The organism is Streptomyces sp. NPDC001348 (assembly GCF_053597535.1).
In genome coordinates, this window is record NZ_JBSFIK010000005.1 from 64,292 (window position 1) to 87,028 (window position 22,737).

The 22,737-nt window shown below is 71.4% G+C and carries 21 protein-coding genes; 2 read left to right on the forward strand and 19 right to left on the reverse strand.

The genetic code is table 11. The features are described 5' to 3' along the window. Positions 1 to 41 precede the first annotated feature (41 nt). Positions 42 to 974: a methionyl-tRNA formyltransferase gene (gene fmt, locus ACWC21_RS07055; RefSeq protein ID WP_450878946.1), complete on the reverse strand. Its 933-nt coding sequence runs from the start codon at positions 972 to 974 to the stop codon at positions 42 to 44. A 291-nt stretch (positions 975 to 1,265) separates the two neighbouring features. Between fmt and ACWC21_RS07060 the strand changes: the two genes are divergently transcribed. Further along, complete coding sequence (locus tag ACWC21_RS07060) at positions 1,266 to 1,808, forward strand: hypothetical protein (RefSeq protein ID WP_450878948.1); 543 nt, start codon at positions 1,266 to 1,268, stop codon at positions 1,806 to 1,808. Between the two features lie 48 nt (positions 1,809 to 1,856). On the opposite strand, the gene ACWC21_RS07065 is transcribed toward ACWC21_RS07060, so the two are convergent. The 14 genes from ACWC21_RS07065 to pyrR all read right to left on the reverse strand — a co-directional run bounded on the left by ACWC21_RS07065 (position 1,857) and on the right by pyrR (position 18,660). After that, positions 1,857 to 4,016: a primosomal protein N' gene (locus tag ACWC21_RS07065; protein WP_450878950.1), complete on the reverse strand. Its 2,160-nt coding sequence runs from the start codon at positions 4,014 to 4,016 to the stop codon at positions 1,857 to 1,859. Between the two features lie 184 nt (positions 4,017 to 4,200). After that, positions 4,201 to 5,409, reverse strand: a complete 1,209-nt coding sequence (gene metK / locus ACWC21_RS07070; protein ID WP_450878952.1) for a methionine adenosyltransferase — start codon at positions 5,407 to 5,409, stop codon at positions 4,201 to 4,203. 252 nt (positions 5,410 to 5,661) lie between these two features. Continuing rightward, positions 5,662 to 6,867, reverse strand: a complete 1,206-nt coding sequence (gene coaBC / locus ACWC21_RS07075) for a bifunctional phosphopantothenoylcysteine decarboxylase/phosphopantothenate--cysteine ligase CoaBC (protein ID WP_450879343.1) — start codon at positions 6,865 to 6,867, stop codon at positions 5,662 to 5,664. Between the two features lie 112 nt (positions 6,868 to 6,979). Continuing rightward, entirely contained in the window at positions 6,980 to 7,252 is a 273-nt protein-coding gene (gene rpoZ / locus ACWC21_RS07080) for a DNA-directed RNA polymerase subunit omega (RefSeq protein WP_005319902.1), read from the reverse strand. A 51-nt stretch (positions 7,253 to 7,303) separates the two neighbouring features. Next, on the reverse strand, positions 7,304 to 7,897 hold the full coding sequence (gene gmk, locus ACWC21_RS07085) for a guanylate kinase (RefSeq protein WP_450878954.1): 594 nt from the start codon (positions 7,895 to 7,897) through the stop codon (positions 7,304 to 7,306). A gap of 60 nt (positions 7,898 to 7,957) precedes the next feature. Beyond that, positions 7,958 to 8,281 (reverse strand): integration host factor, encoded by a 324-nt coding sequence (locus ACWC21_RS07090; RefSeq protein ID WP_003977346.1) that lies wholly within the window; start codon positions 8,279 to 8,281, stop codon positions 7,958 to 7,960. 299 nt (positions 8,282 to 8,580) lie between these two features. Beyond that, the gene (pyrF, locus tag ACWC21_RS07095; RefSeq protein ID WP_450878956.1) at positions 8,581 to 9,426 is read right to left on the reverse strand and encodes an orotidine-5'-phosphate decarboxylase; all 846 of its coding nucleotides are present in this window, start codon (positions 9,424 to 9,426) and stop codon (positions 8,581 to 8,583) included. Continuing rightward, positions 9,423 to 10,529: a quinone-dependent dihydroorotate dehydrogenase gene (locus ACWC21_RS07100; protein ID WP_450878958.1), complete on the reverse strand. Its 1,107-nt coding sequence runs from the start codon at positions 10,527 to 10,529 to the stop codon at positions 9,423 to 9,425. Before ACWC21_RS07100 ends, pyrF begins: the two co-directional genes overlap by 4 nt. 83 nt (positions 10,530 to 10,612) lie before the next feature. After that, positions 10,613 to 13,921, reverse strand: a complete 3,309-nt coding sequence (gene carB, locus ACWC21_RS07105) for a carbamoyl-phosphate synthase large subunit (protein ID WP_450878960.1) — start codon at positions 13,919 to 13,921, stop codon at positions 10,613 to 10,615. Continuing rightward, positions 13,914 to 15,056, reverse strand: coding sequence for a glutamine-hydrolyzing carbamoyl-phosphate synthase small subunit (gene carA / locus ACWC21_RS07110; protein ID WP_450878962.1), 1,143 nt, complete (start codon positions 15,054 to 15,056; stop codon positions 13,914 to 13,916). The genes carB and carA overlap by 8 nt, the downstream gene beginning before the upstream one ends. Beyond that, positions 15,053 to 15,634 (reverse strand): PH-like domain-containing protein, encoded by a 582-nt coding sequence (locus ACWC21_RS07115; protein WP_450878964.1) that lies wholly within the window; start codon positions 15,632 to 15,634, stop codon positions 15,053 to 15,055. Before ACWC21_RS07115 ends, carA begins: the two co-directional genes overlap by 4 nt. After that, positions 15,631 to 16,917: a dihydroorotase gene (locus ACWC21_RS07120; RefSeq protein ID WP_450878966.1), complete on the reverse strand. Its 1,287-nt coding sequence runs from the start codon at positions 16,915 to 16,917 to the stop codon at positions 15,631 to 15,633. The genes ACWC21_RS07115 and ACWC21_RS07120 overlap by 4 nt, the downstream gene beginning before the upstream one ends. Positions 16,918 to 16,922: 5 nt before the next feature. Continuing rightward, entirely contained in the window at positions 16,923 to 17,954 is a 1,032-nt protein-coding gene (locus ACWC21_RS07125) for an aspartate carbamoyltransferase catalytic subunit (RefSeq protein WP_450878968.1), read from the reverse strand. A 106-nt stretch (positions 17,955 to 18,060) separates the two neighbouring features. Beyond that, positions 18,061 to 18,660, reverse strand: coding sequence for a bifunctional pyr operon transcriptional regulator/uracil phosphoribosyltransferase PyrR (gene pyrR / locus ACWC21_RS07130; protein WP_450878970.1), 600 nt, complete (start codon positions 18,658 to 18,660; stop codon positions 18,061 to 18,063). Between the two features lie 255 nt (positions 18,661 to 18,915). On the opposite strand from pyrR, the gene bldD reads away from it, so the two are divergent. Continuing rightward, positions 18,916 to 19,419: a transcriptional regulator BldD gene (gene bldD, locus ACWC21_RS07135; RefSeq protein ID WP_086170636.1), complete on the forward strand. Its 504-nt coding sequence runs from the start codon at positions 18,916 to 18,918 to the stop codon at positions 19,417 to 19,419. A gap of 113 nt (positions 19,420 to 19,532) precedes the next feature. Here the strand turns inward: bldD and nusB are convergent, their stop codons facing one another. The 4 genes from nusB to ACWC21_RS07155 all read right to left on the reverse strand — a co-directional run bounded on the left by nusB (position 19,533) and on the right by ACWC21_RS07155 (position 22,705). After that, positions 19,533 to 19,967 carry a transcription antitermination factor NusB gene (nusB, locus tag ACWC21_RS07140; RefSeq protein WP_450878972.1) on the reverse strand — a complete coding sequence of 145 codons (435 nt, stop codon included), beginning with the start codon at positions 19,965 to 19,967 and terminating at the stop codon, positions 19,533 to 19,535. Between the two features lie 2 nt (positions 19,968 to 19,969). Then, positions 19,970 to 20,536, reverse strand: coding sequence for an elongation factor P (gene efp, locus ACWC21_RS07145; protein WP_006131211.1), 567 nt, complete (start codon positions 20,534 to 20,536; stop codon positions 19,970 to 19,972). Positions 20,537 to 20,592: 56 nt separating this feature from the next. Next, positions 20,593 to 21,699, reverse strand: a complete 1,107-nt coding sequence (locus ACWC21_RS07150) for an aminopeptidase P family protein (RefSeq protein ID WP_450878975.1) — start codon at positions 21,697 to 21,699, stop codon at positions 20,593 to 20,595. An 85-nt stretch (positions 21,700 to 21,784) separates the two neighbouring features. After that, positions 21,785 to 22,705 (reverse strand): Pro-rich N-terminal domain-containing protein, encoded by a 921-nt coding sequence (locus ACWC21_RS07155; protein ID WP_450878977.1) that lies wholly within the window; start codon positions 22,703 to 22,705, stop codon positions 21,785 to 21,787. Between the last annotated feature and the right edge of the window lie 32 nt (positions 22,706 to 22,737).

Genomic DNA, 22,737 nt, shown 5'->3' on the forward strand with positions numbered 1-22,737 from the left:
AGGGTACGTCCGGCCGGCACCTGCGAGGACGGGCGGGCGCCTCAGCCGCCCAGCGTCTCCCCGTCCGCGATCCGCACGCCCCGGGCCCAGTCCGCCGCACGCATCGGCTTCTTGCCCTGGGCCTGCACCCACAGCAGCTCGACGGCGTACGAACCGGTTCCGACGTGCACGCTGTTCTTGCCCACGGCCAGGCGCCCGGGGGCGAGGTCGGTCCGCTCCGGCACCGGCGTGACGTGGACGAGCTTCAGCCGCTCGCCGCGGAAGGTGGTCCAGACGCCCGGCGCGGGGGTGCAGCCGCGCACGACCCGGTCCACCCGGAGCGCGGGGGCCGACCAGTCGATCTGCGCGTCCTCGACGGTGATCTTGGGGGCCACGGTGACGCCCTCGGCGGGCTGCGGTACGGCCTTCAGCGTGCCGTCCTCGATGCCGTCCATGGTGGCGGCGAGCAGCCCGGCGCCCGCGAACGCCAGCCGGGTGAGCAGGTCGCCGCTGGTGTCGGTGGGCCGGATCTCCTCGGTGACCGTCCCGTACACCGGGCCCGAGTCCAGCCCCTCCTCGATGAGGAAGGTGGAGGCTCCCGTGATCTCGTCCCCCGCCATGAGGGCGTGCTGCACGGGGGCCGCTCCGCGCCAGGCCGGGAGCAGCGAGAAGTGCAGGTTGACCCAGCCGTGGACGGGGATGTCCAGGGCCACCCTGGGCAGCAGGGCACCGTAGGCCACCACGGGACAGCAGTCCGGGGCGATCTCCCTCAGCCGCTCCAGGAACTCCGGGTCCCGCGGCTTGGCGGGCTTGAGCACCTCGATCCCGGCCTCCGTCGCGCGTTCGGCCACGGGGGACGCGACCAGCCTGCGTCCCCGGCCGGCCGGGGCGTCGGGCCGCGTGACCACGGCGGCCACCTCGTGCCGCCCGGAGGCGAGAAGGGCGTCGAGAGCGGGAACGGCGACCTCGGGGGTACCGGCGAAGACGAGCTTCATGGGTGGCTTCGGGCCTCTCGGGCGGTGATCGACGGGCAACACACAAGTCTATGCGGTGATCACCGCCCGCGAACGGACGGCCGCCGACGGCGGGCGACCCCCGCGGGAGACCCGAGCCTCCGGGCCGGCTGGAGGCGGGTGGTGCGCGGTGGGAGAACGGCGTACTCCCGAGCCCACACGCCCCCACCCCGTTACCAGCGGAGCGCAAACGCGTTGGTCAAGACAGAGTTGACCACATCGGGCCGCTTTGGCGTCCCAATTCCTTTCAACGCCGGTTCGAGAGGCTTGTTCATGGCCGACCACGCCACCCACGACGCCCAGGCCCGGGCCAGCCTGCACCTGCTGGTACGGGACATCGAGCGGGTCCGCCGGCAGGTGGACGCACTGCGCACGCTCACCGCCCAGCTGGGCAACGTCTACCGCCCGCGGCGCTCCGGCCCCTCCACGGGCTTCGTCGTCTACGGACGCGCCCCAGCCCCGACGGTCCGTCTCGCCCAGGAACTGCGGGACAGCGTCGAGACGCTGGTCACGGCCGCCGTGGACTTCGACCGCTCACTCGGCTTCTCGTGGGACGCGGTGGGCTCCGCCCTCGGGGTCACCAAGCAGGCGGTCCACCGCCGTTACGGCGCCCGCCGGGCCGCGGCGCAGGCGGCCGCGGAGGCCGAGCGCTCGACGGAGACCTCGGGCACCCGGACGCTCAGCGTGAACAGCGGTCTCCCCCCGGTGCCGACGGTCCCGGCGGCTCGCTCGATGCCGACCCAGCCGACCGCCGGCAGTCCCACACTCCGCGAAGACGCCCGGACCACGACCTTCCCCGGCCCGCGCAACGGCTGACGCCAGGGGCACCCGGTCCCGTTCCTGTTCGCCGGCCACCCTGTCGGCTCACCCGATGTCCGGCGGGTCGATCCGCACCCGGACCGGTGTCTGGCCACTCCCCCGCGCCATCCGCGCGGCCTGGGCCGCCTTCAGGGCGGACGCGAGCGCGGCCCCGCTACCGGGTGGCACCCGGACCAGCGCCCGTTCCCAGTGCTCCCCAGGAGGCGGCGCCCCGGGACGTCGGGGCCGCCCGGCGGGAGTGGCCGGCACCGGAACGGGCCCCAGCACCTCGGCTTCCGGCGGCAGCTCCACCGCGCCGAGGAACTCCGCCACGGCCTGCGCCGTCCCGGACACGGCCGCCATCCGCGACACGGGCGGGAAACCGAGCTCGGCGCGCTCGGCCAGCTCCCGCACCGCGTGCCCGACCGGGTCCCAGCGCACCAGCGCCTGCACCGGCCGCAGCGTCGGCTCGGCGACGACCACCACGGTGCCGCCCTCGCCCTGCGGTCGCACCAGCGCCGAGGCCCCGATCCAGCGGCGCAGCGCGTCCTCACCGGCGCGCAGGTCGGGCCGGCCGAGCATGGTCCAGCCGTCCAGCAGCAGGGCCGCCGCGTAGCCGCCTTCGGCGACCGGTTCCGCTCCCGGCGTGCTCACCACCAGTGCGGGTGTGTCCGGGACCGTGTCCAGCACATGCTCGCGGCCCGAGGTCCGCACAGGTACGGCGGGAAAGGCACGGCCCAGTTCCTCGGCGGTCCGCCGGGCCCCCACCACCTGGGCGCGCAACCGGAAGCCCCCGCACTCCGGGCAGTGCCAGGCGCCCTCGTCACGCCCGCACCAGCCGCAGCCGAGCGCCCCGGACTGCTGGGCCTCGAGCGGCCCGGAGCAGTGCCGGCAGCGTGCGGGCGCCCGGCACTGCGCACAGGCCATACGCGGCACATAGCCTCGCCGTGGCACCTGCACCAGGACCGGCCCGTGCCGCAGTCCCTCGCGGGCCACCTGCCAGGCGAGCGTCGGCAGCCGGGCCGCCCGGGCGGCCTCGTCCCGCGCCAGGTCGCCGTCCCCGACCGTACGCACCAGGGGCGCGGTCCGCCGCACCTCTTCCCGGCCCGCGGCCAAGGGCCGGGCCCAGCCGCTCTCCACGAGTTGCGCCGCCTCCACGGTGCAGCCCCAACTCCCCAACAGAAAACCGCACTTGTCCAGCGCGGCACGCAGCATCAGCACATCCCGGGCATGCGGCTGCGGGGCATGCTGCTCACTGTGGCTGTCGTCCCCGTCGTCCCATACGGCGACGAGCCCGAGGTCGCGCACCGGTGCGAACATGGCGGCCCGCGTCCCGACCACGGCCCGCACCGACCCGCGCCGCACGGCGAGCCACTGCGCATACCGCTTCTCGGGCCCGGCGTCGGCGGTGAGGACAGCATGCCGTCCCTCGCCGAGCAGTGCGGTCAGCGCGGCGTCGACCCGGGTGGCGGCCCGGCCGTCCGGTACGACGACGAGAGCGCCGCGTCCCGAGGCGAGCGTCGCGGCGACGGCCCGCGCCAGCTCCTCGCTCCATCCGGGCCCGGGCAAGGCGTTCCACACGGCTCGCGGCGAGCCTCCCGAGGCCAGCGCCTCCAGGAAGGCGGCCCCGTGCTCGTACCGGCTCCACGACCCGGCGCCGGGTGCCGTGGGCGGCGGCAGGGGCTCGGGCGACGGCCGCCGCTCGGCCCGTGCGCTGCGCGGCGGCACGGCCAGCTGAAGCACGTCCGCGAGGCTTCCGGCGTACCGGTCGGCGACGGCCCGGGCCAGCCCCAGCAGTTCCTCGTCCAGCACGGGCTCGGGCGACACCACCTGGGCCAGTGCCGCCAGCGGCCCTGCGTAGTCGGACTCGGCCCGCCGCTCGACGAGGAACCCGTCGATGAGGCCGCCGCCCTCACGCCGCCCTTCCCGCACCCGGCCCCGCCCGGCGCCGAACCGCACCCGCACCCGTACTCCGGGCTGGGCCTGCTCGTCCAGTTCCTCGGGTACGGCGTAGTCGAAGTACCGGTCGAGATGCAGCACACCCTTGTCGACCAGCACCCGCGCGACCGGCAACCGCCCGGCCAGCGCGGCCCCCCGCCAGGTACGCGGCTTGGCCCGCGGCGCCTTCGCCTTACCCTGCCGCACGCCCTCCCGGATGAGCGCGAGCTGCTCCGCCGCCGCGGCCCCTTCGGCCCCGCCGTCCCCCGGCCCGTTCTCGCTGCTCACCCTTGCATTCTTACCAAACGGCACTGACAACCGACGTGCGCCGACCAGCCGCCCAGGCTCACTTACCGGTCGGCAACTCCGGGTGTGCTCGCGCGGCGAGGCCATCTGGCCGGCACACCCCTCACCACACGCCGAGGCCCGGCCTCCCGATGGGAAGCCGGGCCTCTGACGGAGAACGGCGGGCCTACAGGCCCACGGCCGCCCGCAGGGCGTCCACGCGGTCCGTGTGCTCCCAGGTGAAGTCGGGGAGCTCGCGGCCGAAGTGGCCGTAGGCCGCGGTCTGGGCGTAGATCGGGCGGAGCAGGTCGAGGTCGCGGATGATGGCGGCCGGGCGGAGGTCGAAGACCTCGTCGATGGCCTTCTCGATCTTCTCGGTCTCGACCTTGTGGGTGCCGAAGGTCTCGACGAACAGGCCGACCGGCTCGGCCTTGCCGATGGCGTAGGCGACCTGGACCTCGCAGCGGGAGGCGAGGCCCGCGGCGACCACGTTCTTGGCGACCCAGCGCATCGCGTACGCCGCGGAGCGGTCCACCTTGGACGGGTCCTTGCCGGAGAAGGCGCCACCGCCGTGGCGGGCCATGCCGCCGTAGGTGTCGATGATGATCTTGCGTCCGGTCAGGCCGGCGTCGCCCATCGGGCCGCCGATCTCGAAACGGCCGGTGGGGTTGACCAGCAGACGGTAGCCCTCGGTGTCGAGTTTGATGCCCTCGTCGAGGAGCGCCTTGAGTTCGGCCTCGACGACGAACTCGCGGATGTCGGGCGCGAGCAGCGACTCCAGGTCGATGTCGCTCGCGTGCTGCGAGGAGACGACGACCGTGTCGAGGCGGACGGCCTTGTCACCGTCGTACTCGATGGTCACCTGCGTCTTGCCGTCCGGGCGCAGGTAGGGGATGGTGCCGTTCTTCCGGACGTCCGACAGGCGCTTCGACAGCCGGTGCGCCAGGAAGATCGGCAGCGGCATCAGGGTGGGCGTCTCGTCGGACGCGTAGCCGAACATCAGCCCCTGGTCGCCGGCGCCCTGCTTGTCGAGTTCGTCCTCGTCGCCCTCGACCCGGGACTCGTACGCCGTGTCGACGCCCTGCGCGATGTCCGGGGACTGCGCACCGATCGAGACGGAGACGCCGCAGGAGGCTCCGTCGAAGCCCTTCTTCGAGGAGTCGTAGCCGATCTCGAGGATCTTGTTGCGCACCAGGGTCGCGATGTCCGCGTACGTCTTGGTGGTGACCTCGCCGGCCACGTGGACCAGACCGGTGGTGATCAGCGTCTCGACGGCGACGCGGGAGGACGGGTCCTCGCGCAGGAGCGCGTCGAGAATGGTGTCGCTGATCTGGTCAGCGATCTTGTCGGGGTGACCTTCGGTCACGGACTCCGAGGTGAACAGGCGACGGGACACAACGCTCCCTGGGTTTGCAGCGGCTGCTGGCTGATCATTTGACGGACGACGCGGGGAGCTGCGCCCGGCATCGTCCGAGAGACAGTTTATCGGTGGCAGTCTGCCCACGGGGCACATGTCTCACCTCTCGGGAGCCCTGTGACCTGCGGCACGGGCATTCTGCCCAATGCGCAGCGGCCTTGGCCAGGGCCGCCACGCGCCAATGTCCCCTGCGGAGATCCCGCCGAACGGCCGAAACAGAGGGCCGTACGATCAGCCCAGCCGCCCCGCGACGAGGTCCCAGACGATCTCCGCGAGGGCCTCTTTCGGGCCGCGCGGTACGGGCGTCTCACTGCCGTCGGCGCCCAGTACGACGGCCTCGTTCTCCTCGGAGCCGAACGTCTTGCGCTCCCCGACCTCGTTCACCACGAGGAGGTCACAGCCCTTGCGCGCCAGTTTCCTGCGGCCGTTGGCGAGGACGTCGTCCGTCTCGGCGGCGAAGCCGACGACCACCTGTCCGGGCCGGGGCCGTTCGGCCGATATCTCCGCCAGGACGTCCGGATTCCGTACCAGGGCGACCGGCTCCGGGTCCTGGTCGTCCTTCTTCTTGATCTTCCCTGCCGCGTAGGTCGCGGGCCGGAAATCGGCCACGGCTGCGGCCATGACCACGGCGTCGGCGTCGGCGGCCGCCTTCAGTACGGCCTCGCGCAGCTGGAGCGCCGTGCCCACGGGTACGACGTCCACACCGGCGGGGTCCGGCAGTCCGCCGGTGTTGGCGGCGATCAGCGTCACCCGTGCACCCCGGGCGGCGGCGGTCCGGGCGAGGGCGTAGCCCTGCTTGCCGGACGAGCGGTTGCCGAGGAAGCGGACCGGGTCGAGGGGTTCACGGGTGCCGCCGGCGCTGACGACGACGTGCCGGCCGGCGAGGTCCGGCTCCGTCGCTCCCCTGGCCAGGACCCGGCGGCAGACCTCGAAGATCTCTCCGGGGTCGGGCAGCCGCCCCTTGCCCGTGTCGACGCCGGTCAGGCGGCCGACCGCCGGTTCGATCACGACGGCGCCCCGGCGGCGCAGTGTCGCGACGTTCTCCTGGGTGGCCGGGTGCTCCCACATCTCGGTGTGCATGGCCGGGGCGAAGACGACCGGGCAGCGCGCGGTGAGCAGCGTGTTCGTCAGCAGGTCGTCGGCGAGACCGTGGGCCGCCTTGGCGAGCATGTCGGCGGTGGCGGGGACGACGACCACCAGGTCGGCCTGCTGGCCGATGCGGACGTGCGGCACCTCCTGGACGTCGTCCCAGACCTCGGTGGACACCGGGTTGCCGGACAGGGCGGACCAGGTGGCGGCGCCGACGAAGTGCAGCGCGGAGGCGGTGGGGACCACCCGTACGTCATGGCCCGACTCCGTGAGCCTTCTCAGCAGCTCACAGGCCTTGTACGCGGCGATCCCGCCACTGACCCCCAGAACGACCTTGGGCTTGTCCACCGACTTGTCCACCGTCTCTCCCCGGCTCGGCAACGTACGGGTCCATCACACACCACAGGCCCGGCAGGAGCACTGCCGGGCCTGTGGATAAAACGACTGCGATCTGCAGGTCCTACTGCGCCGGGCCCTCGATGGCCTCGGAGGTCAGCAGACCGGCGTTGATCTCGCGCAGGGCGATGGAGAGCGGCTTCTCGTGGACGTGGGTGTCCACGAGCGGACCGACGTACTCGAGGAGGCCCTCGCCGAGCTGCGAGTAGTACGCGTTGATCTGGCGGGCCCGCTTGGCCGCGTAGATCACGAGGCTGTACTTCGAGTCGGTGGCCTCGAGGAGCTCGTCGATCGGCGGGTTGATGATGCCCTCGGGCGCGGTGATGGAAGAGGACACGCTCTACCTTCCGATGGATGGGAAAGAATCAATTGAGGGTGATCTTCACGATCACACAACGTCCATCAAGGCTAGCAGCTCGCGCGCCACGTCCTCGACGGAGGTGTTGACCAGGGTCTCGTCGAACTCGGGCTCGGCCGCCAGCTCGGTCCTGGCCGCCTCCAGGCGACGCTCGATCACCTCGGGCGGCTCGGTGCCCCGGCCGGTGAGCCTGCGCACGAGCTCCTCCCAGGAGGGAGGGGCCAGGAACACCAGCTGGGCCTCCGCCATGGACTCGCGGACCTGCCGGGCGCCCTGGAGGTCGATCTCCAGCAGCACCGGCACTCCGGCCTCCAGGTGCTCCAGCACGGCCTGGCGGGGGGTGCCGTAGCGGTTGCCGGCGAACTCGGCCCACTCGAGCAGCTCGCCGTTGGCGATCAACTTGTCCATCTCCTCGTCGGTGACGAAGAAGTAGTGGACGCCGTGCTGCTCGCCGGGGCGCGGCTTGCGGGTGGTCGCCGACACCGAGAGCCAGACCTCGGGGTGTTCCTTGCGCATATGGACGACGACCGTGCTCTTGCCGACCCCGGAGGGGCCGGAGAGCACGGTCAGCCGCCGACGTACGTCCGGGGGCTCGGGGGTCGTCCCCCGGGATGTTGCAGCCATGCAGCGATTATTCCAGCAATGCCGGGGTGCCCGGGACGCCGGTCCCGGACCACCCGGCACTCAGGAGCCGGTGCTTCCGAACTCACGCTCCAGGGAGGCGATCTGGTTGGAACCGAGGCCGCGCACGCGACGGCTCTCGGAGATACCGAGTCGCTCCATGATCTGCTTGGCGCGGACCTTGCCCACGCCCGGCAGGGACTCGAGCAGGGCGGAGACCTTCATCTTGCCGATGACGTCGTTCTCCTGGCCCTGCTTGATGACCTCGTGGAGAGAGGCGCCGGAGTGCTTGAGTCGATTCTTGACCTCGGCCCGCTCCCGGCGAGCCGCGGCGGCCTTTTCGAGCGCGGCTGCGCGCTGTTCAGGGGTAAGGGGCGGAAGAGCCACGCCTACGTCACCTCGGATGTCGAACTGTCGGATACGGACCGGTGAGGAACCTAGTCGTCCCACACCTGGGGAGCCACGAGCAACACGCTGCCCGTCCTCCCCCACTGCCTGAAGGGCGTGGGAGGTGTCCCCACTGCTCGGAGACTAGCGGGCAAGTCCGCCAGAGTCAGCGAGAACAGCGGAAAAGTCCTGGTCAGCCTCCGTCAGGCCGGACATTTCAGACATACTGCCCTCGATTTGAGAATGTATTCACCCTCAAGCCGCCCTGGAACCGCTCACCCGGGCACTCATCGGAGGACTCAGGCGTCCGCCACCGCGGCCCGGATCTCCTCCGCGAACCGCTCCGCGGCCGCTCGCAGCGCCCCGACCTCGGGACCGTGACGCAGAACACCCCGGCTGACGTTCGGCACCACGTTGCGCACCGCCGTTCCGAACACCCGGGGAAGATCGGCGGCCGTCGCCCCCTGGGCCCCGACGCCGGGCGCGAGGAGCGGACCGTTGATGCCGAGGTCGTACGAGGACAGGTCGCCGAGCGTGGCGCCCACCACCGCGCCGAACGAGCCCAGGGGTTCCTCCCCCGCGTTCTCGGCCGCCAGGTGGGCCAGCATCGTCGCTCCGACGTCGCGCCCGTCGGCACGGACCGCCTGCTGCACCTCGCCGCCCTCGGGGTTGGAGGTGAGGGCCAGTACGAACAGGCCCGTGCCGTTCTCCCGGGCCAGCGCGACGGCAGGGCTCAGGGAGCCGTAGCCGAGGTACGGCGAGACGGTCAGCGCGTCCGAGAACAGCGGGGCGTCCTTGTGCAGGAACGCCTCGGCGTACCCGGCCATGGTCGAGCCGATGTCGCCGCGCTTGGCGTCCATCACCACCAGCGCGCCGGCCTCGCGCGCCTCCCGCACCGACGCCTCCAGGACGGCGATGCCGCGGGAGCCGAAACGCTCGAAGAAGGCGCTCTGCGGCTTGAGGACGGCGACCCGGTCGGCCGTCGCCTCGACGACCGTCCGGCTGAACCGCTCCAGCCCGGCGACGTCGTCGTTCAGACCCCATTCGGTGAGCAGGGACGCGTGCGGGTCGATGCCGACGCACAGCGGGCCCCGCTCGTCCATGGCGCGGCGCAGACGTGCGCCGAAGGCTTCCTGAACCGTCATGCCGTCTTCCTCACGTCGGCGCCGACCGCGTCGGCGAGGGTGGCGTACGGGCTGGTGCGCAGACGGGCCGCCAGCCCCTTGTGGATCGCCCGGCCCCAGAAGGGCCCCTCGTAGATGAAGGCGCTGTAGCCCTGGACGAGCGTGGCGCCCGCCAGGATGCGCTGCCAGGCGTCCTCGGCGCTCTCGATGCCGCCGACGCCGACCAGGGTGATGCGGTCGCCCACGCGCGCGTACAGGCGGCGCAGAACCTCCAGGGAGCGCGCCTTCAAAGGCGCTCCCGACAGTCCGCCGGTCTCCTTGACCAGCGAGGGCGCGGATTTCAGACCGAGTCCCTCGCGCGCGACGGTGGTGTTCGTGGCGATGATCCCGTCCAGGCCGAGTTCGACGGCCAGGTCGGCGACCGCGTCGACGTCGTCGTCTGCCAGGTCCGGCGCGATCTTCACCAGCAGCGGCACGCGGCGGCCCGGCACGACCCGGTCGGCGGCCTCGCGCACGGCGCTCAGCAGCGGACGCAGCGCCTCGGTGGCCTGCAGGTTGCGCAGGCCGGGGGTGTTCGGCGAGGAGACGTTCACGACCAGGTAGTCCGCGTACGGCGCCAGCCGCTCGGCCGACTTCACGTAGTCGGCGACCGCCTCGGCCTCCGGGACGACCTTGGTCTTGCCGATGTTCACGCCCACGACCGTCCTGAACACCGGTTCACGGGTGGCCAGGCGGGCGGCGACGGCCAGGGAGCCGTCGTTGTTGAAGCCCATGCGGTTGATCAGCGCGCGGTCCGCGACGAGCCGGAACAGCCGCTTCTTCGGGTTGCCGGGCTGCGGCTCGCCGGTGACGGTGCCGATCTCGACGTGGTCGAAGCCCAGCATCGCCATGCCGTCGATCGCGACCGCGTTCTTGTCGAAGCCGGCGGCGAGCCCGAAGGGGCCGTGCATGCGCAGCCCGAGCGCCTCGGTGCGCAGTTCCTTGTAGCGGGGCGCGAGGGCCGCGGCGACGAAAGTGCGCAGCACGGGGATGCGGACGGCCAGCCTGATCCAGCGAAAGGCCAGATGGTGCGCCTTCTCGGCATCCATCCGTTTGAAAACCAGACGGAAGAAATACTTGTACATGTCCAGATGTCCTCGGGAGCCTCGTGAAGAGGGGGGCCTCATGAAGAGGGGGACACCGTTTCCGGTGTCCCCCTCCTGGGCCGCTAGTCGCGGGCCGCGGTCAGGTGCTGTGCGTGTTCCTGGAGCGACCGCACGCCCACGTCGCCGTGGTTGAGGGCGTCGATGCCCTGGACGGCCGCGGCCAGCGCCTGGACGGTCGTCAGGCACGGCACGGAACGTGCCACGGCCGCCGTACGGATCTCGTAGCCGTCGAGGCGGCCACCGGTGCCGTACGGGGTGTTGACGATGAGGTCCACCTCGCCGTCGTGGATGAGCTGGACGATGGTCTTCTCGCCGTTCGGGCCGGTGCCCTCGAACTGCTTGCGCACCACCGTGGCCTTGATGCCGTTGCGCTTGAGGACCTCGGCCGTGCCGGAGGTGGCGAGCAGCTCGAAGCCGTGGGCGACCAGCTCGCGCGCCGGGAAGATCATCGAGCGCTTGTCGCGGTTGGCCACCGAGATGAAGGCGCGCCCCTTGGTGGGCAGCGGACCGTACGCCCCGGCCTGCGACTTGGCGTAGGCGGTGCCGAAGACGGAGTCGATGCCCATGACCTCGCCGGTGGAGCGCATCTCCGGGCCGAGGACCGTGTCGACCCCCCGGCCCTGGATGTCGCGGAAGCGGGACCACGGCATGACCGCCTCCTTGACGGAGATCGGCGCGTCGAGCGGGAGCTCGCCACCGTCGCCCTGCTTCGGCAGCAGGCCCTCCTCGCGCAGCTCGGCGACGGTCGCGCCCAGCGAGATCCGGGCGGCGGCCTTGGCCAGCGGCACCGCGGTCGCCTTCGAGGTGAAGGGGACCGTACGGGAGGCACGGGGGTTGGCCTCCAGGACGTACAGGATGTCGCCCGCCATCGCGAACTGGATGTTGATCAGGCCGCGGACGCCCACCCCGCGCGCGATGGCCTCGGTGGAGGCGCGCAGCCGCTTGATGTCGAAGCCGCCCAGCGTGATCGGGGGCAGGGCGCACGCCGAGTCGCCGGAGTGGATGCCGGCCTCCTCGATGTGCTCCATGACGCCGCCGAGGTACAGCTCCTCGCCGTCGTACAGGGCGTCGACGTCGATCTCGATGGCGTCGTCGAGGAACCGGTCGACCAGCACCGGCCGGGAGGGGCTGATCTCGGTCGACTCGGCGATGTAGGTGGCCAGCCGGGTCTCGTCGTAGACGATCTCCATGCCGCGCCCGCCGAGCACGTAGGAGGGGCGGACCAGGACCGGGTAGCCGATCTCGTCGGCGATGGCCTTGGCCTCGTCGAAGGTGGTGGCCGTGCCGTGCTTGGGGGCGGGCAGGCCGGCCTCGGCGAGGACCCGGCCGAAGGCGCCGCGGTCCTCGGCGGCGTGGATGGCCTCCGGGGGGGTGCCCACGATCGGCACGCCGTTGTCCTTCAGTGCCTGCGACAGACCCAGCGGGGTCTGACCGCCCAGCTGCACGACGACGCCGGCGACCGGGCCTGCCTGCTGCTCGGCGTGCACGATCTCCAGCACGTCCTCGAGCGTCAGCGGCTCGAAGTACAGGCGGTCGGAGGTGTCGTAGTCCGTGGAGACGGTCTCCGGGTTGCAGTTGACCATCACGGTCTCGTACCCGGCGTCGCCCAGCGCGAAGGAGGCGTGGACGCAGGAGTAGTCGAACTCGATGCCCTGGCCGATGCGGTTCGGGCCGGAGCCCAGGATGATGACCGCGGCCTTCTCGCGGGGCGCGACCTCGCTCTCCTCGTCGTAGGACGAGTAGAAGTACGGGGTCTTGGCGGCGAACTCGGCGGCGCAGGTGTCGACGGTCTTGTAGACCGGGCGGATCCCGAGGGCGTGCCGGACCTCGCGGACGACGTCCTCGCGCAGCCCGCGGATCTCGCCGATCTGCTGGTCGGAGAAGCCGTGCCGCTTGGCCTCGGCGAGCAGCTCGCCGGTGAGCTCGGGCGCGTCGGCCAGCTCGTCCGCGATCTCCTTGAGGAGGAAGAGCTGGTCGACGAACCACGGGTCGATCTTCGTGAACTCGAAGACCTCCTCGGGCGTGGCGCCCGCGCGGATGGCCTGCATGACGGTGTTGATCCGGCCGTCGGTGGGACGGACGGCCTCCGCGAGCAGGGCGGTCTTGTCGCCCGGGTCCCCGACGAAGGTGAACTGGCTGCCCTTCTTCTCCAGCGAGCGCAGTGCCTTCTGGAAGGCCTCGGTGAAGTTGCGGCCGATGGCCATGGCCTCGCCGACCGACTTCATGGTGGTGGTCAGCGTGGAGTCGGCCTGCGGGAACTTCTCGAAGGCGAACCGCGGGGCCTTGACCACCACGTAGTCCAGGGTCGGCTCGAAGGAGGCCGGGGTCTCCTGGGTGATGTCGTTCGGGATCTCGTCGAGGGTGTAGCCGACGGCCAGCTTGGCGGCGATCTTGGCGATCGGGAAGCCGGTCGCCTTGGAGGCGAGGGCCGAGGAGCGGGACACGCGCGGGTTCATCTCGATGACGATGACACGGCCGTCCTCGGGGTTCACCGCGAACTGGATGTTGCAGCCGCCGGTGTCGACACCGACCTCGCGGATGACGGCGATGCCGATGTCGCGCAGGATCTGGTACTCGCGGTCGGTCAGCGTCATCGCCGGGGCGACGGTGATCGAGTCGCCGGTGTGCACTCCCATCGGGTCGAAGTTCTCGATGGAGCAGACGACCACGACGTTGTCGTGCTTGTCGCGCATCAGCTCCAGCTCGTACTCCTTCCAGCCGAGGATGGACTCCTCCAGGAGCACCTCGGTGGTCGGGGAGAGCGTGAGGCCCTGTCCGGCGATGCGGCGCAGCTCCTCCTCGTCGTGCGCGAAGCCGGAGCCCGCGCCGCCCATGGTGAAGGAGGGGCGGACGACGACCGGGTAGCCGCCGAGGTGGTCGACACCGGCGAGCACCTCGTCCATGGAGTGGCAGATCACGGACCGGGCGGACTCGCCGTGCCCGATCTTCTTGCGGACCTCCTCCACGACCTCCTTGAACTGGTCGCGGTCCTCGCCCTTGTGGATCGCCTCGACGTTGGCGCCGATCAGCTCCACGCCGTACTTGTCCAGGACACCGTTCTCGTCCAGCGAGATGGCGGTGTTGAGGGCCGTCTGGCCGCCCAGGGTGGGCAGCAGCGCGTCGGGCCGCTCCTTGGCGATGATCTTCTCGACGAACTCGGGGGTGATCGGCTCGACGTAGGTGGCGTCGGCGATCTCCGGGTCGGTCATGATCGTCGCCGGGTTGGAGTTGACCAGGACGACCCGGAGGCCTTCGGCCTTCAGAACCCGGCACGCCTGGGTGCCGGAGTAGTCGAACTCGGCGGCCTGGCCGATGACGATCGGGCCGGAGCCGATGACCAGGACGGACTGGATATCGGTGCGCTTAGGCACGCTGGCCCTCCATGAGGTTCACGAAGCGGTCGAACAGGTAGGCGGCATCGTGCGGGCCGGCTGCCGCTTCGGGGTGGTACTGGACGCTGAACGCCGGGCGGTCGAGGAGCTGCAGGCCCTCCACCACGTTGTCGTTCAGGCAGACGTGGGAGACCTCCACGCGCCCGTAGGGGGTCTCGGTCACCTCGTCGAGCGGGGCGTCGACGGCGAAGCCGTGGTTGTGCGCGGTGACCTCGACCTTGCCGGTCGTACGGTCCTGCACGGGCTGGTTGATGCCGCGGTGGCCGTACTTCAGCTTGTAGGTGCCGAAGCCGAGGGCGCGGCCCAGGATCTGGTTGCCGAAGCAGATGCCGAACAGCGGGGTGCCGCGCTCCAGGACGCTCTGCATGAGCGCGACGGGGTGGTCGGCGGTGGCGGGGTCGCCGGGGCCGTTGGAGAAGAACACGCCGTCCGGATTCACGGCGTGGAGGTCCTCCGCGGTCGCCGTGGCGGGCAGCACGTGCACCTCGATGCCGCGCTCGGCCATGCGGTGCGGGGTCATGCCCTTGATGCCGAGGTCGACGGCGGCGACGGTGAACTTCTTCTCCCCGATCGCGGGGACGACGTACGCCTCCTGGGTGGCGACCTCGGCGGAGAGGTCGGCGCCCTTCATCTCGGGGGCCTGGCGGACCTCGGCGAGCATGGTGCCCTCGTCGGGCAGCGCGTCGCCGGAGAAGATGCCGACGCGCATGGCGCCGCGCTCGCGCAGGTGGCGGGTGAGGGCGCGGGTGTCGATGCGCGAGATGCCGACGACGCCCTGCGCGGCGAGCTCCTCGTCCAGGGAGCGCCGCGATCGCCAGTTGGACGGCACGCGCGCGGGGTCGCGCACCACGTACCCGGCGACCCAGATGCGCCTGGACTCGGGGTCCTCGTCGTTGACGCCGGTGTTGCCGACGTGCGGGGCGGTCATCACCACGACCTGGCGGTGGTAGGAGGGGTCGGTGAGGGTCTCCTGGTAGCCGGTCATACCGGTGGAGAACACGGCCTCGCCGAAGGTCACCCCCATGGCCCCGTAGGCGCGGCCGCGGAAGATCCGGCCGTCCTCCAGGACGAGTACGGCGGGAGTCTTGGCAGCTCCCCTGGTGGAGGTCGTCATCGTTCGGCGCCTTCCGTGCTGGTTTCGTTGATCATGGAGTTGATGGCGTCGGCCCACTCGTGGTGTTCCGCGGCGCGGTCCGAGCGGAACCCGGAGTCGATCAGCCGGTCGCCGTGCTGCCAGGTGACGATCAGCAGCCCGCCCTCGGTGAGCACCTTGCCGGCGATGCCCTTGTCGAGCCGGGCCTCGCGCAGCGCGGCGGCGGGGACGAAGAAGTCGGCCGCCCCGGGACGTACGACGTCCAGTCCCGCGGCCGTCAGGGTGAGCTCGGCCCGGCTGCGGGTGCCCAGGCCGTGCGCCACGATGCGGTCCAGCCACTGACCGGCGGTGGTGGAGCCGTGGTAGCGGCCGCTCATGCTCAGTTCGACCGGGCCGAGGTCGTCCGGCGCGGTCGGCAGCTCGGGCAGGTCGCTCTGGAGGGTGCCGCGCCACTTCCAGCCCTCGCGCATCAGCCAGTAGACGAGCGCGACGAACAGGGCGAGTCCGACCAGCCAGCCGATACGCGCGGCCCAGTCGGTGACCTCCGCCGACTTCCTGTCGGCGGCGAGGCCGGTCGCGAGCAGAGTTGCAGGTGTCACGTGAGCTTCCCGTCGACGAGCGTGGTCTTGCCCCGCAGCCACGTGTGGGTGACACGGCCCGGCAGCTCGCGTCCCTCGTACGGGGTGTTGCGGCTGCGCGAGGCGAAGCCCGCGGGGTCCACCAGGCCACGGTAGGCGGTGTCGACGAGGATGAGGTTGGCGGGCTCACCTGCCGAGACGGGGCGGCCCTGGCCGTTCGCCCGGCCGATCTGCGCGGGCTTGACGGACATCCGGTCGGCGACGCCGGCCCAGTCCAGCAGACCCGTGTCCACCATGGTCTCCTGGACCACCGACAGCGCGGTCTCCAGGCCGACCATGCCCATGGCGGCCGCGGCCCACTCGCAGTCCTTGTCCTCGTGCGGGTGCGGGGCGTGGTCGGTGGCGACGATGTCGATCGTGCCGTCGGCGAGCGCCTCGCGCAGTGCGTGCACGTCGCGCTCGGTACGCAGCGGCGGGTTGACCTTGTAGACGGGGTTGTAGCTGCGCACCAGCTCGTCGGTGAGGAGCAGGTGGTGCGGGGTGACCTCGGCGGTGACCTGGATGCCGCGGGACTTGGCCCAGCGGACGATCTCGACGCTTCCGGCGGTCGACAGGTGGCAGATGTGCACGCGGGAGCCGACGTGCTCGGCGAGCAGCACGTCCCGGGCGATCACCGACTCCTCGGCGACGGCCGGCCAGCCGCCCAGGCCCAGCTCGGCGGAGACGACGCCCTCGTTCATCTGGGCGCCCTCGGTCAGCCGCGGCTCCTGGGCGTGCTGGGCGACGACGCCGCCGAAGGCCTTCACGTACTCCAGTGCCCGGCGCATGATCACCGCGTCGTCGACGCACTTGCCGTCGTCGGAGAAGACGGTGACCCCGGCGGCCGACTCGTGCATGGCGCCCAGCTCGGCGAGCTTCCTGCCCTCGAGGCCGACGGTGACGGCGCCGATGGGCTGCACGTCGCAGTAGCCGTGCTCCCGGCCGAGCCGGTAGACCTGCTCGACCACGCCGGCGGTGTCGGCGACGGGGAAGGTGTTGGCCATGGCGAAGACGGTCGTGTAGCCGCCGGACGCGGCCGCACGGGTTCCGGTCAGGACGGTCTCGGAGTCCTCGCGGCCGGGCTCGCGCAGATGGGTGTGCAGGTCGACCAGGCCCGGCAGCAGCACCTTGCCGTCGGCCTCGACGACCTCCGCGCCCTCGGCGCTCAGAGCGGCGCCCACCTCGGCGACGACCTCGCCGTCGATCATCACGTCCTGCGGCTCGCCGCCGAGCACCTTCGCACCACGGATCAGGATCTTGCTCATGGCTCTTACTTCTCCTCGGAACCGGAGGGGTGCGCGAAGCGCTCGTCGGAAGGGTGGTGGTGGGAGACGGGCGGGCGGGCGTGGGTGACGGCGGGTTCGTTGCCGCCGAGCAGCAGGTACAGGACGGCCATCCGGATGGAGACCCCGTTCGCGACCTGCTCCACGACGGTGCAGCGCTCGGAGTCGGCGACCTCGGCGGTGATCTCCATGCCGCGGACCATGGGGCCGGGGTGCATCACGACGGCGTGCTCGGGCATCCGCGCCATGCGGTCCCCGTCGAGGCCGTAGCGCCTGGAGTACTCGCGCTCGGTGGGGAAGAAGGCGGCGTTCATGCGTTCGCGCTGGACGCGGAGCATCATCACGGCGTCGGACTTCGGCAGCGTGCTGTCGAGGTCGTACGACACCTGGCACGGCCAGGTCTCGACGCCGACCGGCACCAGGGTGGGCGGGGCGACCAGGGTCACCTCGGCGCCGAGGGTGTGCAGCAGGTCGACGTTGGAACGGGCGACCCGGCTGTGCAGGACGTCGCCGACGATCGTGATGCGCTTGCCCGACAGGTCCTGGCCGATCCCGGCGTCCCGTCCCACCAGCCGACGGCGCATGGTGAAGGCGTCCAGGAGGGCCTGGGTGGGGTGCTGGTGGGTGCCGTCGCCCGCGTTGATGACGGCGGCGTCGATCCAGCCCGAGTTGGCCAGCCGGTAAGGGGCACCGGAGGCGCCGTGCCGGATGACGACGGCGTCGACGCCCATGGCCTCCAGGGTCTGGGCGGTGTCCTTCAGGGACTCTCCCTTGGACACGCTCGAGCCCTTGGCGGAGAAGTTGATGACGTCCGCGGACAGCCGTTTCTCGGCGGCCTCGAAGGAGATCCGGGTCCGGGTGGAGTCCTCGAAGAAGAGGTTGACGACGGTGCGGCCGCGCAGGGTCGGCAGCTTCTTGATCGGCCGGTCGGCGACCCGGGCCATCTCCTCGGCGGTGTCGAGGATCAGGACGGCGTCGTCGCGGGTGAGGTCGGCGGCCGAGATGAGATGACGCTGCATCTGTCAGGCTCCGTAAGGCAATTCAAGAATCGGGGGTCTGGAGGCCCCGGAGGCGCAACCGGGCGTGGACACGTGCGGGAACGCGCACCCGGGGCGGGCCGGAGTGCTAGTGCTGCTCGTCCGGGGCGGCCGGCTTCGCACCGAGCAGCACGGTGTCGCGACCGTCCTCCTCGGCGAGCTGGACCTTGACCGTCTCCCGCAGCGACGTGGGGAGGTTCTTGCCGACGTAGTCGGCGCGGATGGGCAGTTCGCGGTGGCCGCGGTCCACCAGGACCGCGAGCTGCACCGCGCGCGGGCGCCCGATGTCGTTCAGGGCGTCGAGGGCGGCGCGGATGGTACGGCCGGAGAAGAGCACGTCGTCGACGAGCACGACCAGCTTCCCGTCGATGCCGTCACCGGGGATCTCGGTGCGGGCCAGCGCACGCGGTGGGTGCATGCGCAGGTCGTCGCGGTACATGGTGATGTCGAGCGATCCGACGGGCACCTTGCGGTCGGTGATCTTCTCGAGCTTGGCGGCCAGCCGCTGGGCGAGGAAGACGCCCCGGGTCGGAATGCCTAGGAGCACCACGTCGTCGGCGCCCTTGGCGCGCTCGACGATCTCGTGGGCGATGCGGGTCAGGACCCGCGCGATGTCGGGCCCTTCGAGAACGGGCCGCGCGTCGGACGTCTGCGCGTCCGGCTTGTCTTGCCTGTCTTGCTTGTCCATACGAAACGGACCTCCTTCTCCGCCTCACGGGACGGACCTTAAAGGACGTCGGAATTGCGCCATCCACCGTAGCAGGTCGCCCGGACGCCTCCCGATCACCCCCTTGGCGCAACGAGCCGCCGCCACCACGGAAGAGTCGCTGCGGACCATTCCGCTTGACGCAGGAGAGTAACGCTGCGTAACCTCACAGTGAGTTACCAGCCGCGCGGCGTGGAAACGCTGCCAGCCGCGTCGACACAGTGTCCGGGGAGCTATATGTCCAGCGAATACGCCAAACAGCTCGGGGCCAAGCTCCGGGCCATCCGCACCCAGCAGGGCCTTTCCCTCCACGGTGTCGAGGAGAAGTCCCAGGGGCGCTGGAAGGCCGTGGTCGTCGGTTCCTACGAGCGCGGCGACCGCGCCGTGACCGTGCAGCGCCTTGCCGAGCTGGCCGATTTCTATGGCGTTCCTGTGCAGGAGCTGCTGCCGGGCACCACGCCGGGCGGTGCCGCCGAGCCGCCGCCGAAGCTGGTCCTGGACCTGGAGCGACTGGCCACGGTGCCGGCCGAGAAGGCGGGCCCGCTGCAGCGGTACGCGGCGACCATCCAGTCCCAGCGCGGTGACTACAACGGCAAGGTCCTGTCGATCCGGCAGGACGACCTGCGCACACTCGCCGTCATCTACGACCAGTCGCCCTCGGTCCTCACCGAGCAGCTGATCAGCTGGGGTGTCCTCGACGCGGACGCGCGCCGCGCGGTGGCGACCCACGAGGAGAGCTGATCCCCCCAGCGCCTCAGCAGAAACGTGCCGCCCACCAGGTGCACCAGGCACAACGCCGGAGGGCCCGCAGCAGTCGTGCTGCGGGCCCTCCGGCGTTCGGGTCACCGGGCCTCTCAGGCCTCGTCGCGGCGCAGCGAGGGCTTGAGCTCCTTCAGCCGGCCCAGCAGGCCGTTGACGAACGAGGGCGACTCGTCCGTGGAGAACTCCTTGGCGAGCTGCACCATCTCGTCCAGGACGACGGCGTCCGGGGTCTCGTCCACCCAGATCAGCTCGTAGGCTCCCAGGCGCAGGATGTTCCGGTCGACGACCGGCATCCGGTCGAGCGTCCAGCCGACCGAGTACTGGGCGATCAGCTCGTCGATGCGCTTCGCATGGTCGGCGTAGCCCTCGATGAGCTGCATCGTGTACTCGCTCACCGGGGGCTGCCGGGGGTCGGTCCGGGAGAGCCGGATCCAGTCCGCGAGGACGGTCAGGACATCGGCGCCGCGCTGGTCCCCCTCGAAGAGGATCTGGAAGGCGCGCTTGCGGGCCGTGTTGCGGGCGGCCACGGTTAGCTGTTCACCCGGCCGAGGTAGTCGCTCGTGCGGGTGTCGACCTTGATCTTCTCACCGGTGGTGATGAAGAGCGGGACCTGGATCTGGTGGCCGGTCTCCAGCGTGGCGGGCTTGGTACCGCCGGTGGAGCGGTCGCCCTGGACGCCCGGCTCGGTCTCCTGGATGGTGAGCTCGACGGCGGCCGGGAGCTCCACGAAGAGCACCTCGCCCTCGTGCTGGGCGACGGTGGCCGTGAAGCCCTCGACGAGGAAGTTGGCGGCGTCGCCGACGGCCTTGCGGTCGACCATCAGCTGGTCGTAGGTCTCCATGTCCATGAAGACGAAGTAGTCGCCGTCCATGTACGAGAACTGCATGTCGCGCTTGTCGACAGTGGCCGTCTCGACCTTGACGCCGGCGTTGAAGGTCTTGTCGACGACCTTGCCGGAGAGCACGTTCTTGAGCTTGGTGCGCACGAAGGCGGGGCCCTTGCCGGGCTTGACGTGCTGGAACTCGACGACGGACCAGAGCTGGCCGCCTTCGAGCTTGAGCACCATGCCGTTCTTGAGGTCGTTCGTGGAAGCCACGGTTGCGGAATCTCCTGGACTGACGTACGACCCCGGGGCAGGCGCCCAGCGCGAGGCTAGAGCGCGAGCAGCTCCTTGGTCGTGATGGTGAGTAGCTCGGGTCCGCCGTCCGCCTCAGGGCGTACGACGAGCGTGTCATCGATCCGGACGCCGCCCCGGCCCGGGAGGTGGACCCCCGGTTCGACGGTGACCGGCACGCAAGCGTCCAGTTTACCCATGGCCGCGGGAGCCAACTGCGGGTCCTCGTCGATTTCGAGTCCCACCCCGTGTCCGGTGAGCGGCGGCAGTCCTTGCGCGTACCCGGCGGAGTCCAGCACCTGGCGCGCGGCCCGGTCCACGTCCCGGCAGGCCGTGCCGGGTGCCAGGGCCTCGCGTCCGGCGCGCTGAGCGGCGAAGACCAGGTCGTACAGCTCGATCTGCCAGTCGGCCGGCGAGGTGCCGATGACGAACGTACGGCCGATCTCACAGCGGTATCCCCGGTAGGTGGCCCCCAGGCAGACGGACAGGAAGTCGCCCTCCTCGACCCGCCGGTCGGTGGGCGGGTGCCCCGGGCGGCCGGAGTTGGGCCCGGTGGCGACCGAGGTCGGGAAGGCGGGCCCGTCGGCGCCGTGGTCGACCAGGCGCCGCTCCAGCTCCAGGGCGAGGTGCCGTTCGGTGCGGCCCACCAGGATGGACTCCAGCAGCTCACCGAGGGCCTGGTCGGCGATCTCGGCGCCGATCCTCAGGCAGGAGATCTCCTCCTCGTCCTTCACCACCCTGAGCTGCTCGACGGCTCCGCCGAGGTCCGCGAGCCGGAGGCCGGCCGCAACGGAGGACACGGCTCTGTACCGCGTGACGGTGAGGTGGTGCTCCTCCACCGCGAGGGCCTCGGCCCCCTGGGACGCCGCGAGGTCGGCTGCCGCGACCGCCGTGTCACCGCCGGGTGACGGCAGGACGTGCAGCCGCAGGTTCTCGTCCGGCCGTCCCTCGGCGGGGCGGTCGTCGGGCGGGCCGGCGCAGACGAGGAGGTCCTCGCGCTTGCCGAGGAGCAGTGCTGCGCCCTGGGGGGCGGCCCCCGCCAGGTAGCGCACGTTGGCGGGGCGGGAGATGAGCGCTGCCGCGGTACCGGCCGCGTTGCAGCGCTCCCTCAGCCGGGATCGGCGGGTCGCGTACACCTCTGACATGAGACGAGCGTAGGAGTTTTGCCCGGTTCGCGCCGTTTGGTGGGGCCGAGTGGGGTTCGCTCCCACTGGATCCCGGGCGCGTGGATCACCAGCTCGGCGGGCTCGCGATCGCTCTGGCCAGGACCTCGTCCAGCACTCTCGCCGTTCCCGGGACGTCCAGCTGCGAGTTGTCGACGATGGGCAGACCCGAGCCGTACCAGCCGGCCATGCGGCCGTGGATGCGGGCCACCTCCTCGTCGGTGAGGCGGCGGTTGCCGGTGCGTTCGGCGTTGCGCTCCAGGACGATGTCGAGGCCCGGGAGGAGCACGACGGGCAGCAGTCCGGGACCGACGTGCCGCTTCCAGCCGCCGAGGCCGACGACCGGCCGGTCCGGGAACACGGCGTCGTCCAGGATGCAGGAGATGCCGTTGGCCAGGAAGTTCCGGGCGGCGAAGCCACAGGTGCGGCGGGCGAGGCGGTACTGGGCCTCGGAGTTGTCGTTCCACCCCGACTGCGGGTTCGCGTAGCCCGAGCGGACCCATTCGCGCACGTCGTCGAGGCTGATGTGGGCGGTGGGGACCCGGCGGTGGTCCGCCCAGTACTTGGCGACGCTGGTCTTCCCGGCACCGGCCGGGCCGATCAGCAGCACGGCCAGGGTCGTACCGGACGGATCGGGGCTCACGGCGGCCGGCGGCGTGCTCGGCATGGCGACCGGGCCGCCGGGCGGCAGCGGCACGTGGCCCGTGGTGTCGGGGGCCTGCGGGACGGGCGGGTGCTGCGGGACCGGAGCCGGGGGCTGCGCGGGCGCGGGGGGCAGCGGACCCGGGGAGCCGCCGGTGAAACCCGGCGCCGGGGGCGGCGGGGGCACGGGCACGGAGCCCTGGTGGGCTCCCGGGAGGTGGGCTCCCGCGTGGTGCGCTCCCAGGTGGTGTGCGGCCGACTGGTGTCCGGCCGGTACCCAGCCGGCGGCCGGTCCCTGCCCCGGCTGGTGGGGCGGCGGCAGCTCAGACCCCGCTGCGTGCTGCATCCGGTCCCACTCCGTCTCCTCCGTACAGGCAA

Bases quoted from the DNA above. Each gene is read 5' to 3' on its own strand.
- fmt (WP_450878946.1), bottom strand. From the start codon at position 974: ATGAAGCTCGTCTTCGCCGGTACCCCCGAGGTCGCCGTTCCCGCTCTC.
- ACWC21_RS07060 (WP_450878948.1), top strand. From the start codon at position 1,266: ATGGCCGACCACGCCACCCACGACGCCCAGGCCCGGGCCAGCCTGCAC.
- gmk (WP_450878954.1), bottom strand. From the start codon at position 7,897: ATGGCTGCAACATCCCGGGGGACGACCCCCGAGCCCCCGGACGTACGT.
- pyrF (WP_450878956.1), bottom strand. From the start codon at position 9,426: ATGACGGTTCAGGAAGCCTTCGGCGCACGTCTGCGCCGCGCCATGGAC.
- ACWC21_RS07100 (WP_450878958.1), bottom strand. From the start codon at position 10,529: ATGTACAAGTATTTCTTCCGTCTGGTTTTCAAACGGATGGATGCCGAG.
- carA (WP_450878962.1), bottom strand. From the start codon at position 15,056: ATGACGACCTCCACCAGGGGAGCTGCCAAGACTCCCGCCGTACTCGTC.
- ACWC21_RS07120 (WP_450878966.1), bottom strand. From the start codon at position 16,917: ATGAGCAAGATCCTGATCCGTGGTGCGAAGGTGCTCGGCGGCGAGCCG.
- ACWC21_RS07125 (WP_450878968.1), bottom strand. From the start codon at position 17,954: ATGCAGCGTCATCTCATCTCGGCCGCCGACCTCACCCGCGACGACGCC.
- pyrR (WP_450878970.1), bottom strand. From the start codon at position 18,660: ATGGACAAGCAAGACAGGCAAGACAAGCCGGACGCGCAGACGTCCGAC.
- bldD (WP_086170636.1), top strand. From the start codon at position 18,916: ATGTCCAGCGAATACGCCAAACAGCTCGGGGCCAAGCTCCGGGCCATC.
- ACWC21_RS07150 (WP_450878975.1), bottom strand. From the start codon at position 21,699: ATGTCAGAGGTGTACGCGACCCGCCGATCCCGGCTGAGGGAGCGCTGC.
- ACWC21_RS07155 (WP_450878977.1), bottom strand. From the start codon at position 22,705: ATGCAGCACGCAGCGGGGTCTGAGCTGCCGCCGCCCCACCAGCCGGGG.